Source organism: Brevibacillus centrosporus (assembly GCF_003710815.1).
In the GTDB taxonomy this organism is placed as follows: Bacteria; Bacillota; Bacilli; order Brevibacillales; family Brevibacillaceae; genus Brevibacillus; species Brevibacillus centrosporus.
Genome location: NZ_RHHP01000038.1, coordinates 1 through 13563, shown reverse-complemented (window position 1 = coordinate 13563; position 13563 = coordinate 1). Strand labels below are relative to the sequence as shown.

The 13563-nt window shown below is 48.9% G+C and carries 14 protein-coding genes and 1 pseudogene; 7 read left to right on the top strand and 8 right to left on the bottom strand.

Features of this window, described 5'->3' with window-relative positions:
* Nucleotides 1-54 precede the first annotated feature (54 nt).
* The 3 genes from EDM55_RS24510 to EDM55_RS24500 are packed head-to-tail and all read left to right on the top strand — an operon-like array spanning nt 55 to nt 3014.
* Entirely contained in the window at nt 55-789 is a 735-nt protein-coding gene (locus EDM55_RS24510) for an MBL fold metallo-hydrolase (RefSeq protein WP_122961607.1), read from the top strand.
* A gap of 47 nt (nt 790-836) precedes the next feature.
* The gene (locus tag EDM55_RS24505) at nt 837-1703 is read left to right on the top strand and encodes a DUF6282 family protein (RefSeq protein ID WP_092267229.1); all 867 of its coding nucleotides are present in this window, start codon (nt 837-839) and stop codon (nt 1701-1703) included.
* A 33-nt stretch (nt 1704-1736) separates the two neighbouring features.
* Nucleotides 1737-3014, top strand: a complete 1278-nt coding sequence (locus EDM55_RS24500; protein ID WP_122961606.1) for an MFS transporter — start codon at nt 1737-1739, stop codon at nt 3012-3014.
* A gap of 143 nt (nt 3015-3157) precedes the next feature.
* Here EDM55_RS24500 and EDM55_RS24495 read toward each other — a convergent pair whose 3' ends face one another.
* Together EDM55_RS24495 and EDM55_RS31500 are read right to left on the bottom strand one after the other, a co-directional pair.
* Nucleotides 3158-3532 carry a hypothetical protein gene (locus tag EDM55_RS24495; RefSeq protein ID WP_122961605.1) on the bottom strand — a complete coding sequence of 125 codons (375 nt, stop codon included), beginning with the start codon at nt 3530-3532 and terminating at the stop codon, nt 3158-3160.
* 212 nt (nt 3533-3744) lie between these two features.
* Nucleotides 3745-3978: pseudogene (locus EDM55_RS31500) on the bottom strand (helix-turn-helix transcriptional regulator); the annotation flags it as partial.
* Between the two features lie 388 nt (nt 3979-4366).
* Here EDM55_RS31500 and EDM55_RS24485 point away from each other — a divergent pair.
* Nucleotides 4367-5758, top strand: a complete 1392-nt coding sequence (locus tag EDM55_RS24485) for an SMI1/KNR4 family protein (protein WP_122961604.1) — start codon at nt 4367-4369, stop codon at nt 5756-5758.
* Between the two features lie 58 nt (nt 5759-5816).
* Here EDM55_RS24485 and EDM55_RS24480 read toward each other — a convergent pair whose 3' ends face one another.
* Nucleotides 5817-6014 (bottom strand): DUF1963 domain-containing protein, encoded by a 198-nt coding sequence (locus EDM55_RS24480; protein ID WP_246070836.1) that lies wholly within the window; start codon nt 6012-6014, stop codon nt 5817-5819.
* Nucleotides 6015-6077: 63 nt separating this feature from the next.
* Between EDM55_RS24480 and EDM55_RS24475 the strand changes: the two genes are divergently transcribed.
* Together EDM55_RS24475 and EDM55_RS24470 are read left to right on the top strand one after the other, a co-directional pair.
* On the top strand, nt 6078-6530 hold the full coding sequence (locus tag EDM55_RS24475) for a hypothetical protein (RefSeq protein WP_122961603.1): 453 nt from the start codon (nt 6078-6080) through the stop codon (nt 6528-6530).
* Nucleotides 6531-6630: 100 nt separating this feature from the next.
* Nucleotides 6631-7200 (top strand): DJ-1/PfpI family protein, encoded by a 570-nt coding sequence (locus EDM55_RS24470; RefSeq protein ID WP_170184325.1) that lies wholly within the window; start codon nt 6631-6633, stop codon nt 7198-7200.
* 113 nt (nt 7201-7313) lie between these two features.
* Here the strand turns inward: EDM55_RS24470 and EDM55_RS24465 are convergent, their stop codons facing one another.
* The 5 genes from EDM55_RS24465 to EDM55_RS24445 all read right to left on the bottom strand — a co-directional run bounded on the left by EDM55_RS24465 (nt 7314) and on the right by EDM55_RS24445 (nt 12860).
* Complete coding sequence (locus EDM55_RS24465) at nt 7314-7817, bottom strand: DUF2798 domain-containing protein (protein WP_122961601.1); 504 nt, start codon at nt 7815-7817, stop codon at nt 7314-7316.
* Nucleotides 7818-7965: 148 nt separating this feature from the next.
* Complete coding sequence (locus tag EDM55_RS24460) at nt 7966-8565, bottom strand: response regulator transcription factor (protein WP_122961600.1); 600 nt, start codon at nt 8563-8565, stop codon at nt 7966-7968.
* On the bottom strand, nt 8562-9701 hold the full coding sequence (locus EDM55_RS24455) for a sensor histidine kinase (RefSeq protein ID WP_122961599.1): 1140 nt from the start codon (nt 9699-9701) through the stop codon (nt 8562-8564). Before EDM55_RS24455 ends, EDM55_RS24460 begins: the two co-directional genes overlap by 4 nt.
* Nucleotides 9702-9766: 65 nt before the next feature.
* Nucleotides 9767-10822 (bottom strand): Delta(5) desaturase DesA, encoded by a 1056-nt coding sequence (desA, locus tag EDM55_RS24450; protein WP_122961598.1) that lies wholly within the window; start codon nt 10820-10822, stop codon nt 9767-9769.
* A gap of 271 nt (nt 10823-11093) precedes the next feature.
* The gene (locus tag EDM55_RS24445) at nt 11094-12860 is read right to left on the bottom strand and encodes an amidohydrolase (protein ID WP_373863268.1); all 1767 of its coding nucleotides are present in this window, start codon (nt 12858-12860) and stop codon (nt 11094-11096) included.
* Nucleotides 12861-13087: 227 nt separating this feature from the next.
* On the opposite strand from EDM55_RS24445, the gene EDM55_RS24440 reads away from it, so the two are divergent.
* Nucleotides 13088-13474 (top strand): VOC family protein, encoded by a 387-nt coding sequence (locus tag EDM55_RS24440; protein ID WP_092267244.1) that lies wholly within the window; start codon nt 13088-13090, stop codon nt 13472-13474.
* Nucleotides 13475-13563 lie beyond the last annotated feature (89 nt).

The following is a 13563-nucleotide window of genomic DNA, read 5'->3' as shown; positions in this document are numbered from 1 at the left end:
CACAAATTTGTATTACAATTTTTCTTTTCATTCTATTTTTAGAAAGGAGTCCTCATGCAAGTAGATATTTTATACGAAGGCTTCCCTGGTAAATCAAGCAGAGGCTTTTTAGGGTGGAGCAGCTGCGCATTGATCCGACCGAATCACTCGAAAGCGATCTTGTTTGATACCGCTGGATTTAATGAAAGATATTCATTACTCTCTAGGCTGGATGCACTGCAAGTCGCCAACGAACAAATTGGAAGCGTTTTTATAAGTCACTTTCATTTTGATCACGCAGTCAATTACCCCCTTTTTGAAAATGCTCAATTTTATATGCATGAAAATGAAGTCGAGCACATCCGAATGAATGGAAGGACCGATCTAGCCGTCCCGGTAGAAATGTACCAAGCTCTCGCAGAAAGTGGACGGCTCACGCTTCTTACTGGTAGCGCGGGAGAAGTAGAAGGAATCCATTGGCGACTCACCCCGGGACATACGCCTGGACTGTGCTCCCTGTTTTTTGAGTATAATCACGAAAAATGGGTCCTGGCATCAGACGCAATCAAAAACAGATACGAGTTGATGACAGAAAAAGCAGCCATGACCTGGGACGATGGCGAAAGCACAAAAAGCATCCAGATGATCAAGGAGTGGGCAGATATCGTCGTAACCGGACATGACGGAATCATCAAAATAATTCGTGAGCAAACCGGAACCATGGTCAAAGCACTGACGAATCCAACAGTAGAGATCACACTTCCCAGCGATGCCAGCGGGAAACCAGACATCCGCTCGTTAAAGCTCTAATTTCAACGAACGATCATACACCATTCATCTAGGAGTGAAAGAAAAGCATGTTAGGGATCAAAAATGCAATCGATATTCACGTTCATTCCAGTCCAAGCATTTTCCCGCGTTCTGTTGACGATTTTGAGTTGGCTGAGCAAGCTCTGGCAGCCGGTATGCGGGCTATCGTTCTAAAAGCGCACGAGGAATCTACCGTCTCCAGAGCCAAGATCGTAACCAAATTTGTTAAAGGGATAGAAGTGTATGGCTCTCTCGTGCTAAACGAATACGTCGGAGGGCTGAACCCTTATGCGGTAGATATAGCAATCCAGCAAGGCGCCAAAATCATTTGGATGCCTACTGGCTCCGCCAAGCACCACCTAGATTACTACGGAGGCAAGAGCGATTACAAGGAGCAAAAATCCACCATTAGGCTTCTGCCGCAAAAAGGAATCACGATTTTTGGTAATGACGGACAAGTTCTGCCTGTCGTATATGAGATCGTCGATTTGATCAAAGGCTCCGATGCTGTCCTCGCGACCGGACACCTTTCTCCACTGGAAACGAAGGCACTGGTCAAGATCGCTTCAGAACGCGGACTTGAAAAGATCCTTGTCGCCCATCCGGACCTGAAGATTAATAAAATGGACCTCTCGCTTCAGCTAGAACTGGTAAAGATGGGGGCATTCGTAGAGAAGTCGATGTTGACGCTGATGCCTAGCTGGCAGTCCATCCAGCCTGCCGAACTCATCCACGGTATGAAGTTGCTCGGTTTCGATCGGTGTGTTCTGCAGACAGACTTTGGACAAGTCAACCATCCGACTCCAACCGAAGGCTATTCCCAATTTATCCAATTGCTATTTGATCATGGATTAAAGGAAGAGGAAATTAAAAAAATGGCCTGTGATGTCCCCGCAGAGCTACTTTCCTTATAAAAATAGAACATTAAAGAGAAGAGAGGTAAGTAAATGGAAAAAGTCCCGCAAATGAAAACTTCTTCCCGTCCAATTCCCTGGTACCGGGAAATCAACTCCAAACAATGGAAAACCCTAGTAGCCGCAAGCACCGGTTGGATGCTGGATGCGATGGACGTGACTTTATATGCCATGATCATTGTATACATTATGGCCGACCTGCAAATGACACAAACGACCGCAGGATTGTTGGCTTCTCTTACTCTGCTCAGTTCCGCTTTTGGCGGACTCATCTTCGGGATGATAGCCGATAAAAAAGGAAGAACGACTGCGCTGATGATCAGCATGATTGTCTTTGCCCTGTTCACAGCGCTGGGTGGATTTTCCCAGACGGTCACACAACTGGCGATTGCTCGCTTAATCGTCGGTCTCGGCATGGGCGGTGAATGGGTAGCAGGTGCCGCTCTCATCACAGAAAGCTGGCCCGCCAAGCACCGTGGGAAAGCCATGGGCCTGGTGCAAGGTTCATGGGCGATCGGTTACGGTCTAGCCGCTGTTATCAGTGGTCTCGTCCTCCCTACTTTTGGCTGGCGCGGCGTTTTCTTCGTTGGAATTATTCCTGCTCTGTTTGCTATTTGGGTCCGTCTCGGAACAGATGAGCCTGATATTTGGGTAGAAAAACAAAAAGAAAATGCAAAAGCGACCCACAAGGAAAAAGGCGGTAGCGTCGGTAAGCTGTTCGATAAAAAAGTTCGTCGCTGGACCATCTTGGGCTCGGCATTAAGTATTTGCGCGCAATTTGGATATTGGGGCTTATTCACCTGGATCCCTACCTACTTGGCTACGCCTGTTGCAAAAGGCGGCGCTGGACTTGATTTGATGAAGCAAACGAGCTGGATTGTCATTATGCAGGTCGGGGCATGGCTCGGCTATGTCATCTTCGGGCTACTGGCAGATAAAATTGGTAGACGCATCACGTTCATCCTGTTTTTTGCCCTCGCTGCAATCCTTGTACCGCTGTACGGCTTCTCGCAAGACCCTGAAAAACTGCTGTTGCTTGGACCTCTGGTGGCGTTTTTCGGTTCTGGGTACTTCAGTGGTTTTGGCGCTATTCTTGCGGAGCTATTCCCGACCGCCATTCGGGCAACAGGTCAAGGCTTCTGTTACAACTTTGGTCGAGCCGTTGCCGCTTCCGCTCCCTTTACCATTGGTATATTGGCAAATACTATGGGGCTTGGAGTCGCATTTAGCATTACATCTGTCGCTTTTGGTCTTGCTGCTCTGCTTGTGCTGTTCTTTTTGCCTGAGACAAAAGGAAAAGAACTTGCCTGATCCAGAGCAAGTTCCAAGAGCCTTTCAAAAGTCGGCTATCCCTCTACGCAGGAAAGCCGGCCTTTTTCTTTTGTGAGGAAAGCGAACGATATTTCCCACCTTCGTTGCCTTATTAAAGAAACTTTTTAACAAGACCTCTGCTGCTAGCGGCTCAACCGGACGTGGGTGACAGCAGTCCATGTCCCGGTCTCTCCCGCACGAATAGAAGGATACCTCATCGCAACATTTCCTTGCAGGACGTAATGGCGCAGGTTCAGCAGCTGTTCATCCTGGCTGAACAAGGTTCCCACATAAGAAGCAAATTCGGTTTCAAAAGCAATTTGTCTGGCCGCTTCGTTCCAGATTCCTTGAATGGGAATAAACGTGCCGCGAAAGTTCACAACACCTTGCAGCCTGCCGTTGATGACGTTTTGAAGAAACAACGTCCCCTGCGAGGTCGGTCTCCCTCCAAATCTGGCCTGAATGTCCCAGGTCGTCGGGTAAGGCAAGCTTACTCTCTTCATTTGTCCGATTGCCACGGCTACCCTCTCCTTCATGCATGATGGTTACGATCGAGCAGAAAGGTACCCTACAGTATATGAACCCATGGGGAGGTGTCACGTAGGCAAACGTACATTATTGGGATAGCCTTTTTTGCAGGGACAATCCAGTGCTCCATCGCCGTCGAAATCAACAATAGCAGTTTCGCTGCCATAGTAGAATATTGCCGTAAAAATTTCTGTGATAAAGCTCACAAAAAAGGCAATCCTTCTTTTTTGAACTTGCGGCTGTCATGATAGCCAACCTGATGAGCGATGTCTCGCAGCTTTGTCGGCGATTTCGCCATCAGCTGCTTTGCTTTGTTCAGCCGCACCTCCCCCAGATAATCCATTGCACTGATGCCAAACGTCTTTTTATAAAGATCGACGAAATATTTGGGGCTTACCTGCGCGATTCGGGCAAGCTGCTCGATCGACAGATCCTCCGCATAATGTTCTTAGAGATAGGCTTTTGCGAGCTTTACCGCATTTTTTGAATCGTTGCCGATGAAGTTCTGGTGCTTGAAAATATGCAGAAGCAATTCAGAGAAGGCGAGCTGTCCCTGAAAGCGGCCAAAGCTATCCTCCTGCTGAACCTCAACCTTCGTAAACTCCATCTATGCATGATAATGATTTTCAATTACAATTAACCGTCAGGAATCAGGTCGTATCATTTCCATTATTTTGCTATACTCGTTATGTTTGGTGGAAAGCATACCCTTTCGATTAACCAGAAAATTGCTATTCCCATGTAAATTCGTTCATGATCAGGGCTGCAGCAGACTGCTTGCCCCTTTTCGATTCAAACGAAAAATAACCGTTTGGGAGGCCGCCATGGACCAATCGCTTATGGAACATTTGAGCCAATTGCACGAAGAAGACGAGCATCAGGAAATTGTGGACTTGCTCTTAGCCATTTCCGAGGAGGAACGGGACTATGAGGCAGTCAACCGACTCGGCAGAGCGTACAACAACTTAGGACTATTTGAAGAAGCTCTCCGGGAATTGAATAAAATTGCTGACGGAGGCAAGGAAGATCCACTGTGGCATTTTCGGGTAGGCTTTGCTTATTATCACCTCAGGAGGTATGAGGAAGCCTTACAGGCATTTCGTGATGCAGACAGGCTGGAAGCGGAAGATCCGAATACCGAAATGTTTTTAAAATGGAGCCTGCGAAAGGCGGAAAAACAGCAAAAGGATGAACAGCGGATGGCCGCCAAAAAAGCAGCAGCCTCGAAGTCCCAAGAGTCTGAATCAAAGCAGGTTCCCTTTTCAGGACTGTCACTGGCTGACTTTTGGGAGGACAGTGAATACGCGCGGAAGTCCTATCAATCCGACCCACCCACTGATGAAGTCATCGCCTCTATCGAGGAAGAGCTGGGATACATGCTGCCCTCGTCCTATCTCGCACTAATGAAGCAGCAAAATGGCGGAATACCGAAGAACACCTGCTTTCCAACAGAAGAGGCAACCTCCTGGGCGGAAGATCATATTGCGATTTCAGGCATTCTAGGGGTTGGGCGCGAGAAAAGCTATTCCCTCTGCGGGGATCTCGGCAGTCGGTTCATGATTGAGGAATGGGGGTATCCCGACATTGGCGTGGTGATCTGCGATTGTCCATCAGCAGGTCATGACGTAGTGATGCTAGATTATCGGGCATGCGGCAGAGACGGTGAACCTGAAGTGATACACGTCGATCAAGAGGATGATTATGAAATTACTTTCCTCGCTGAAAACTTCGAAGCGTTCATCATGGGCTTGGTGAGCGAAGAAGAATTCGATACCTCTGCGGAGGACAAGGAAGTGGACCTATACAAAGTCACCCACGGGAAATTTTCCACCCTGCTCGAGGAGCTTTGCACTCGCGTATCGGAAGTGGACCAGATCGAACAGAAAATTCGCAGCATCTGCACACGAATTGTGGAAGAAAAAGGCCATTTTTCTTTTCATGCAGATGAGCTGTCGTATCTGATGTACGATGTGCAGTTTTGGCTATACACCAAGTCATACCCCGATACCAGCCGCGAACAGTATGTAGCTGATTATGAGAAAATGATCGCTTTCGGTACCGGTGGTGAATTCCGTCAAGGCGGCTATGCCCCAGGCTGGATTACCGACTGGCTGGACAAACGCATGCAGGAAGGACGTATCCTTCAGGAAAAGGGTCGCCTGCTGCCCGCGGAATCATTCGTTGCAGAAGTGATTCGCCAGCTGCAAGAGGTCTAATAGAATGGCCCCGTTCAGGCAAGCAACGAGAAGAGTCCACGTTCATCGCGGGCTCTTCTCAGCTTTGCTGATACAACGTTGCTGTCACATTATCCTCTGGACAAACGAACATATAAAAAATGCCTTCACCCAGATGAACAAAATCCGCCCAGTCGATCTGACCGATAAAGCGCATGCGTTTGCCACAGCATGGGCAGCTCGGATACTCGGCATCCTGCACCCAGCTCGGGTGACCACCGATCTGTGAATCACTCACTGTTTTCCACACCTAACAGATACATGTTCCGATTTGCACAATAACGAGGAAGGAGGCAAGATCATGCACATGTATAAAAAGGCGGGTACGTTTGCTTGTCTCCTCCCTTTCCTAGCGATTTGTATTTTTGCAGCTCGTCCTCCCTTTCTCTACCCTGCCTTGCCCTTCGATTCTGTACCTAAATCCACTGTCGTTTCGTCGTTACAAGAAAATCCAACCGACCGCGTCAAACTACTGGCTGTCGATGGGGAATATGCTTGGTATGGGACAAAGGCCAGCCAAGGGCTTGCAGCCGAAAGACTCAAATCCGCACTTGAAGCAAAGGGATGGCTGTTTTTACAACAAGAGGGCTCTGGTTACTTCTTTGAAAAAGACAGGAAAAAAATCGTGATCACTTCTCAGATGTGGACCAGGGAATTTGTTTTCTTCAAAGCACCCAATTGGATTACGTATGAAACTCCAATTTCGTTCCATGTGATGACCCCTCCTTTTTCTTTTATAGCAGACGACCCTTAAACCAACTATTGTAAAAAATAGAAATGTCGATATATACTAATCAAATAGATTTGATCGAAAAAAATACAGCTGCATCCACTTCATTCAAAGGGTGATCTCGTTGAAAAAAATATTGCTGTTCCTCTATGATTCCTTCGCAGAATTTGAAATTGTTACTCTCCTAACAGCGCTTAAAGGGACGGATTACACCCTCGTCACGTTTTCGACCAAATCGGAAGGCGAAGCCGTTACCGGGTTATCGACAATGCGCTACCTTCCTGCCTTATCTGTGAATGACATCGTGGTGGACGAGTACGCAGCACTGGTTATTCCCGGAGGCTCGCCCCACCCTCTTTTGCAAAGCCAAGAACTGATCAAAGTGATTCGCGCCTTCTATGATCAGGGAAAATTGCTCGCAGCCATTTGCGGCGGTCCTTCCTTGCTCGGTGCAGCAGGCATTTTACAGGAGATTACGTATACAGCCTCACTGGAGCCTACAGACCTTGAGTACCGTGATGTCATGAATTGGGAAAACAAACGAAGCGAGCTGCTGGTCATCGATCAAAACGTGATTACCGCAACCGGCTCCAACTATCTCCAATTTGCCGAGGAAGTTCTTCGTAAGCTTGGTGCTGTACTTCCAACGGAGGAGAACCCGCTGCAATACTTCCGCGAACCCTCTCTGTCGTAGCAACATAAAGAAAGATCTCCGCTTTTGCAGTAACCTCATCTAGTAGGGAGAAACGAAAAGACAGCCAGTGCTTTTGCTGGCTGCCTTATTTATTTGGGCTCCACATATCCTTTCTACGAAATGGCTCCCCCTGCTTTTCTCGCTTGTCTTTCGTGTAATTTCTTCATGGCAAATCGCGCTATAGGCTGTGCCAACAACAGTTCAATCCATAAAGCGATGCCAAAGTTTCTCGGCCAAATATGCAAGAACTTCTCAAACGGAGCCAAGCTGATTTCTCTCATCCCCACCCAGGTTCCGATAATCGATAACCAAAGGGATAACACGGTTACATTTAGTAAAATCGTGAAAAGGACTCGCGCATTGAAGCCATCTGTCTTTCCCACGAATTTTGGCAAAAGCTTGCCCACAATCGGTCCTGCAATCAACCGTACGGATAAAACGGCGATGACCCACATAAACGGAAGAATCTTTAGCGTTTCTAAGTACGTTTCCTTACGAAAGCCACGTTCCAGCCCCACAATAATGGGTGCGATCGTGTTTACAGAAATGATTGAGATAATCAATAAAAACAGGATGCCTTCTTTTCCGTTTCTAGGCAGCCTTGCATCTGCGTACATTTTGTTCGTCACCTATGCATCATTCTTCTTTGTTTTTAGTCATGTTATAACAGGAGGAGGGTCCCTCATAAGTGAACATTCCGTGAACTTCCCCACATCATTTTGGCCCATATACAAGAAAAAAGGAGCCGGATGATCCGAGCTCCTTTTATTTAAACCAGCCTTTTTCTTTAAAATGGGTAATCGCCTCGATGCGATTGCTGACCCCGAGCTTGTCGAGAATCACGGAGATGTAGTTGCGAACCGTCCCGGTTGTGAGGAAAAGCTGACTGGCGATTTCCTTGGTGTTTTTCCCGTCGGCGATCAGCTCCAGCACTTCCTTTTCCCGCTCCGTCAACGGGTTTTCCTGGCCGTACGCTTCGTCCACCAGCTCGGCGGCGTAGATCCGTCTGCCTGCCATGATGCTGCGGATCGAGCTGGCCAGCTCCTCACTGGGGCTGTCCTTGAGCAAGTAGCCGTTCGCTCCTGCACGCAGCGCCCGTTCAAAATAGCCAGGGCGGGCAAAGGTCGTGAGAATCATCACCTTGCAGCCGTAGCCCTTCAGCTCCTCTGCCGCATCCAGTCCGCTTTTAATCGGCATTTCGATATCCATGATACAGATGTCCGGCTTGTGCAGATGAACGAGCTTGACGGCATCCTCGCCGTTGCTCGCTCGTCCCACAACCTTCATATCCTCTTCCAAATCGAGCAGCGAAGCCAGCGCACCCAGCAGCATCCGTTGGTCCTCAGCAATGACGATACGAATCATACCCCAGCCCCCTTTTCCGATTGTTTGAAGACGTTTGGTACTTTGATCGTAACAGTAGTGCCATTTTGAGCCGAGTCGATCTCCATGCTTCCATTTACAAATTCGAGACGTTCTTTCATACCTCGCAAGCCATTTCCGCGCAGGTAGGCGCATTCCTCTGCCATGCCGATTCCGTTATCTTTCACCTTCAGCAAAAGATCGGTACGCAAAGGCTCGATTACGACAGAGCAAGTCGTCGCACCACTGTGCCTCACTACGTTGGTGACAGCTTCCTTCAGGCACATGCTGAGGACGTTTTCCGTCATCAGCGAGGTATTTTGCAGGTTTGGGTCTCCCTCGAGCACAAAATCAATCTCGGCGGCCTTCGTGATCTGCCGCACCCGAAACACCTCGTCCTCCAGCCGTGTCCCGCGCATCTGCGTGACCATCTCACGCACTTCTTTCAGAGCGATTCGCGCCGTTTGCCGAATCTCCTCCAGCTCCGTCTGCGCTCGGCTCGGATTTTTGCTGATCAGCTTAGAGGCGAGATCGCTTTTCAGCCCGATCAGACTCAGCTTTTGTCCCAGCGTATCGTGCAGATCGCGAGCGATTCGCTGCCTCTCCTCCAGTTTGACCAGCTCGGAAATCCGTTTGTTCGCGTCCTCCAGCTGACCTTGCAGCTTCTCCCGCTTGTTCCAGTTATAGGTCGTGACCGGAAGCAAAATCACAGCCACGAGACTGACGAGGACAAAGGGCAGCTGGTTGAAGAACTCCGCATTTTTCGATAAGAAGCCCATATTGATCGTGACGACCGTACTGATCAGATGAATGGTGTACAGGGTAAAGAAGCCGATCTTGTTTTGAATGTGTCCGATAAAAAACGCCAGAAACAGAGAAAAGTACACGTAGCCGAACAGGACGGTCATCGCAATCGATATAATGATTTGCCAACTCGTCCAGAAGTAGACTGCCCATCCTTTAGACAAAAAGGAGAGCACGTAGCATACAAAAAACATCAAGATCATCACGATCCCAATCACCACTTCGTACGTGGAGGAGGACCTGAAGATGAAATAAAACGGAAGGATGTAAAAGACCACCCAGACATACGGACTAAGCCCCGTATTTCTATGAAGAATTTGATACCATTTCTGCATATTTTGCCCACCTATTTCTTTGCACTTACGCTAAGTGTAGCGGAAACGAAGGGGGATTGGCAGGGTTATTTTCCTTCCAAGCTCGGTCTTGGTCCGGAGATCGCTTCCGCCATTGGCTCTCCATGAGCAGCTGGACGGCGAATCTCCTGAAAGCCGATGAATCTTTTCGCCTCTTCATCCCACAGTCGGAAGCGCAGTGATTTCAAGCTGGACTTCAAGGTGATTGTCGTAGCCATCTGGAGCGGCTTGGTTTCGTTGTGCGCTCTCTCCAGGTTGTAGTTGGGAACCTTTGGACTTAAATGATGCACATGATGAAACCCGATATTTCCCGTAATCCATTGCAGAACCTTTGGCAGCTGGTAGTAGGAGCTTCCTTCTACGGCTGCTTTTACATAGCTCCACTCGGCTTCTTCTTCAAAGTAGGAATCTTCAAAGGTATGTTGGACGTAGAACAGCCATACACCCATCAAGCCCGAGAAGAAAAAGATCGGACCTTGAATCATCAGAAACGCTTGCCAGCCGATGGCCCAGATGATCAGTGCGTACAGACTGGCAATCAAAACAGACGTCAAATACGTGTTGAGACGCTCTTTACGGCGTGCGCCCTTGCGATTGACTCGGTATTGGAAAACGAACACAAAAGTAGGTCCGAAAATAAACAATGTGATGGGATGGCGGTACAAACGGTAAGCGATACGATGCCACAGCGGTGCAGACACGTACTCTTCGACCGTCATCATCCAGATATCGCCCACTCCACGTTTGTCGAGGTTGCTGCTGGTTGCGTGGTGGATGGCATGGCTGTTTTTCCACTGCTCATACGGACAAAGGGTCAAAACACCCGTAATAATTCCAAGAATGTCATTGGCCATACGGCTTTTGAAAAACGATTGATGGCAGCAATCATGAAAGATGATAAACGTGCGGACCGTAAACCCGGCAGCGACAAGCGTCAGGGGAAGAGTCAGCCAATACGAAACAGACAGGCAAAGATAAGCCGCGTACCAAAGCAAGATCAGTGGTCCAATCGTGTTGATCACTTGACGAATACTTGCTCTCGTATCCGTTTTTTCATAAGGAGCCACATCTTTCTTCAGATGGGCAATGTTCGCTTGATGCATGGGGTAGCCTCCTCGGATCTGACGCGCGCTGGACAAGAGTCAAACGCTGTTTACTTAACCTTCACTATTATTGTAGAAAATACAGACTTTTTGCTGTAGTCATAAACGTCAAGTCGAGGATATGACAAATGTCATACTTGAAAGCGATTTCTTCATGATTTTTACCAGTAAAAGAACCTTTTGGAAGGAAAGTGATTTGCGTGCAAGCTTTACAAAAGAAAAATGACCCGCAAGCCGATTCGTCGACTTGGGGTCACCTGTCTGTCTTTCCTTATTTTTTTTCGCCCGCTTGGCTCTGATAGACCGGCTTTCCTTCCACCAGCGTCAGCAAGACCTGCACGTCCTTGATCTTGTTTGCCGGAGTCGTGAACAGATTTTGATCCAGGATGACCAGATCGGCTTTTTTACCTGGCTCCAGGGACCCTGTGATGTCTTCCACATGATTGGCATAGGCGCCATCGATGGTGAAGCTCGCGATCATATCTGCCAGTGTCGCCCGCTCATCCGGATTGGCGATCTTGTTCGGATCAGTTTCTCCATCTGCGATCCGCGTTACGCCTTGTTGGATACCGTGCAGCGGATTGAATTCAGGGGTCACGATGTAGTCACTGGAGGAGGCGATGTGTACACCTTTATTAATAAAGCTCTTCATCGGGTATTCTTTTTCCGCACGCTCTTGTCCCAGGTACGGTACTTCGATCTCATCGTAGTAGCCGTCCTCCTGCATGAACCAGAACGGCTGCACGATGCCGACTGCGCCGAGCTTTTTAAAGCGCTCGATGTCCGTTGGGTTCACTAGCTGCAGATGCACGAGGGAATGGCGAGCGTCGTGTGCACCATTTTGCTTTTCCGCATACTCCATACCATCCAGCGCGATGCGAGTGGAAGCGTCGCCGATCGAGTGAACGTGCAGCTGGAAGCCCGCTTTGTCCGCAGCTGCGGCGGTCTTGTTGTAATTGTCTACCTTCCAGATCAGCTCACCGTTTGTTTCTTTATGCTCGTACGGTTTTTCCAGGTAGGCGGTAGCACCCTCGACAACCCCATCCATGAAGATTTTCACCGCGTTCACTTGGAACAGCGGATATTGTTCGCGCTCTCTGATTTTTACGAAATCCGCTATCTGCTCCGGTCCTTTATCCGGGTTGGCAGTAACCGCATTGCGGAAACGAATCGTCAGCTTGTTTTCTTTCGCCAGCTCTTCATAGGCTTCCAGCACGTTCGGATAACGCAGCATATCCGGGTCGCGGACAGTCGTGACACCGCGCTCTACTGCCTTCTGCTGATACTCTTCAATACCCGATTTATATTGAGCAATCGTGTACCCACCGATTTTTTTCAGGACGAGATCCATCGCTTTTTCACGCAGCGTTCCAGATGGCTCTCCTGTCTTCGGATCGCGCTCGATGATCCCGCCTTCTGGATTCGCCGTATCTTTGGTGATACCCGCCAGAGCCAGCGAAGCAGAGTTCACCCACAGGGAATGTCCGTCATCGGATGTCAGGGCGATTGGCGTTTTCACATCGATTTCATCCAGCACCTCTTTGCGTGGACCGATGCCAGGTGCTACCGGGTTGGTCCAACCGCGTCCCTGCAGGGTTGGCTCATTCGGATGCTCCTTGATAAAAGCTTTGATGGTCGCCACATACTCTTCGATGGACCCACCGTCAAACAGGTCGATGGAAAAAATCAGTCCTGTCGTTTTGCTCGCATGTGTGTGACTGTCGATGAAGCCTGGCAGCACCATTTTGCCTTGCAGGTCTGTTACCTTGGTCGTTTTGCCAATGTACTTGTTCGCGCCTTCGCTGCTGCCGACGTACACGATCTGATCGCCGCGAATTGCGACAGCCTGCTCTACGTTTCGATTGCGGTCTACCGTGTACACGACACCGTTTGTAAATACCTGGTCCGCTGGCTGCAAAACGGCTACCGCCGCAGGCGCTAAAGGCGCCCCCGACGCTAAAGGCGCCCCTGTTACCGTCCCTTGCGCAAATGCCGCCATCGGGCTCATCATGGCCGTTATCAGCAATGCGCTTGTCATTTTCTTAAACAAATAAATCCCCACCTATGCTTCTTTGTTGCTTTTCTCTCTATTCGATCTAAAAGCACAAGGACGATTGTAGCACTGCAACTCAGAAAATTCCATGAGTTTCCTCGTTTCGGTATCTTCTTCCTCTATCAGCCTCCGCCAATTCAGACTTGACAGCTCGGAATTATATCTCTTAAATGGACGTAGACATTCATTTTCAATGAAGGAGGCGTAATCGCATGGCCAAAAAACGGATCGATCACGTAGGTATGGTCGTAAAAGATTTTGAGAGGGCAATTGAATTCTATCAAACCATCGTAGGCTTTGAGCTGAAAGGGAAAATCACACATACAAACGGCGTCTTCCAGCTCGCTTTTCTAGGGTTCGGCGGCACGGATGAAACGGAGCTGGAAATCATCCACGGTTACAACGACAACCTGCCCGCAGAAGGAAAAGTACACCACTTTGCCGTCCACGTCGACAACCTCGAAGAAGAATACGGGCGCGTCAGCAAGCTTGGCGCAGCCTTCGTCGAAGAAGGGATCGTCGAGCTGCCCAATGGCTATCGTTACTTCTTCATCTTTGGTCCAGAAGGCGAGTGGGTGGAATTCTTCCATCGTCCCTAACCAGCTTTACTAGCAAACCTGGCTCCGCCAAGCTTTGTGGCGGAGCCTTAGTACCCAAAGGGCACAAGTCTTGCTATCTCACTTCGTTC

Bases quoted from the DNA above. Each gene is read 5' to 3' on its own strand.
- EDM55_RS24505 (WP_092267229.1), top strand. From the start codon at position 837: ATGTTAGGGATCAAAAATGCAATCGATATTCACGTTCATTCCAGTCCA.
- EDM55_RS24440 (WP_092267244.1), top strand. From the start codon at position 13,088: ATGGCCAAAAAACGGATCGATCACGTAGGTATGGTCGTAAAAGATTTT.
- EDM55_RS24485 (WP_122961604.1), top strand. From the start codon at position 4,367: ATGGACCAATCGCTTATGGAACATTTGAGCCAATTGCACGAAGAAGAC.
- EDM55_RS24510 (WP_122961607.1), top strand. From the start codon at position 55: ATGCAAGTAGATATTTTATACGAAGGCTTCCCTGGTAAATCAAGCAGA.
- EDM55_RS24500 (WP_122961606.1), top strand. From the start codon at position 1,737: ATGGAAAAAGTCCCGCAAATGAAAACTTCTTCCCGTCCAATTCCCTGG.
- EDM55_RS24460 (WP_122961600.1), bottom strand. From the start codon at position 8,565: ATGATTCGTATCGTCATTGCTGAGGACCAACGGATGCTGCTGGGTGCG.
- EDM55_RS24455 (WP_122961599.1), bottom strand. From the start codon at position 9,701: ATGCAGAAATGGTATCAAATTCTTCATAGAAATACGGGGCTTAGTCCG.
- EDM55_RS24475 (WP_122961603.1), top strand. From the start codon at position 6,078: ATGCACATGTATAAAAAGGCGGGTACGTTTGCTTGTCTCCTCCCTTTC.
- desA (WP_122961598.1), bottom strand. From the start codon at position 10,822: ATGCATCAAGCGAACATTGCCCATCTGAAGAAAGATGTGGCTCCTTAT.
- EDM55_RS24465 (WP_122961601.1), bottom strand. From the start codon at position 7,817: ATGTACGCAGATGCAAGGCTGCCTAGAAACGGAAAAGAAGGCATCCTG.
- EDM55_RS24445 (WP_373863268.1), bottom strand. From the start codon at position 12,860: ATGACAAGCGCATTGCTGATAACGGCCATGATGAGCCCGATGGCGGCA.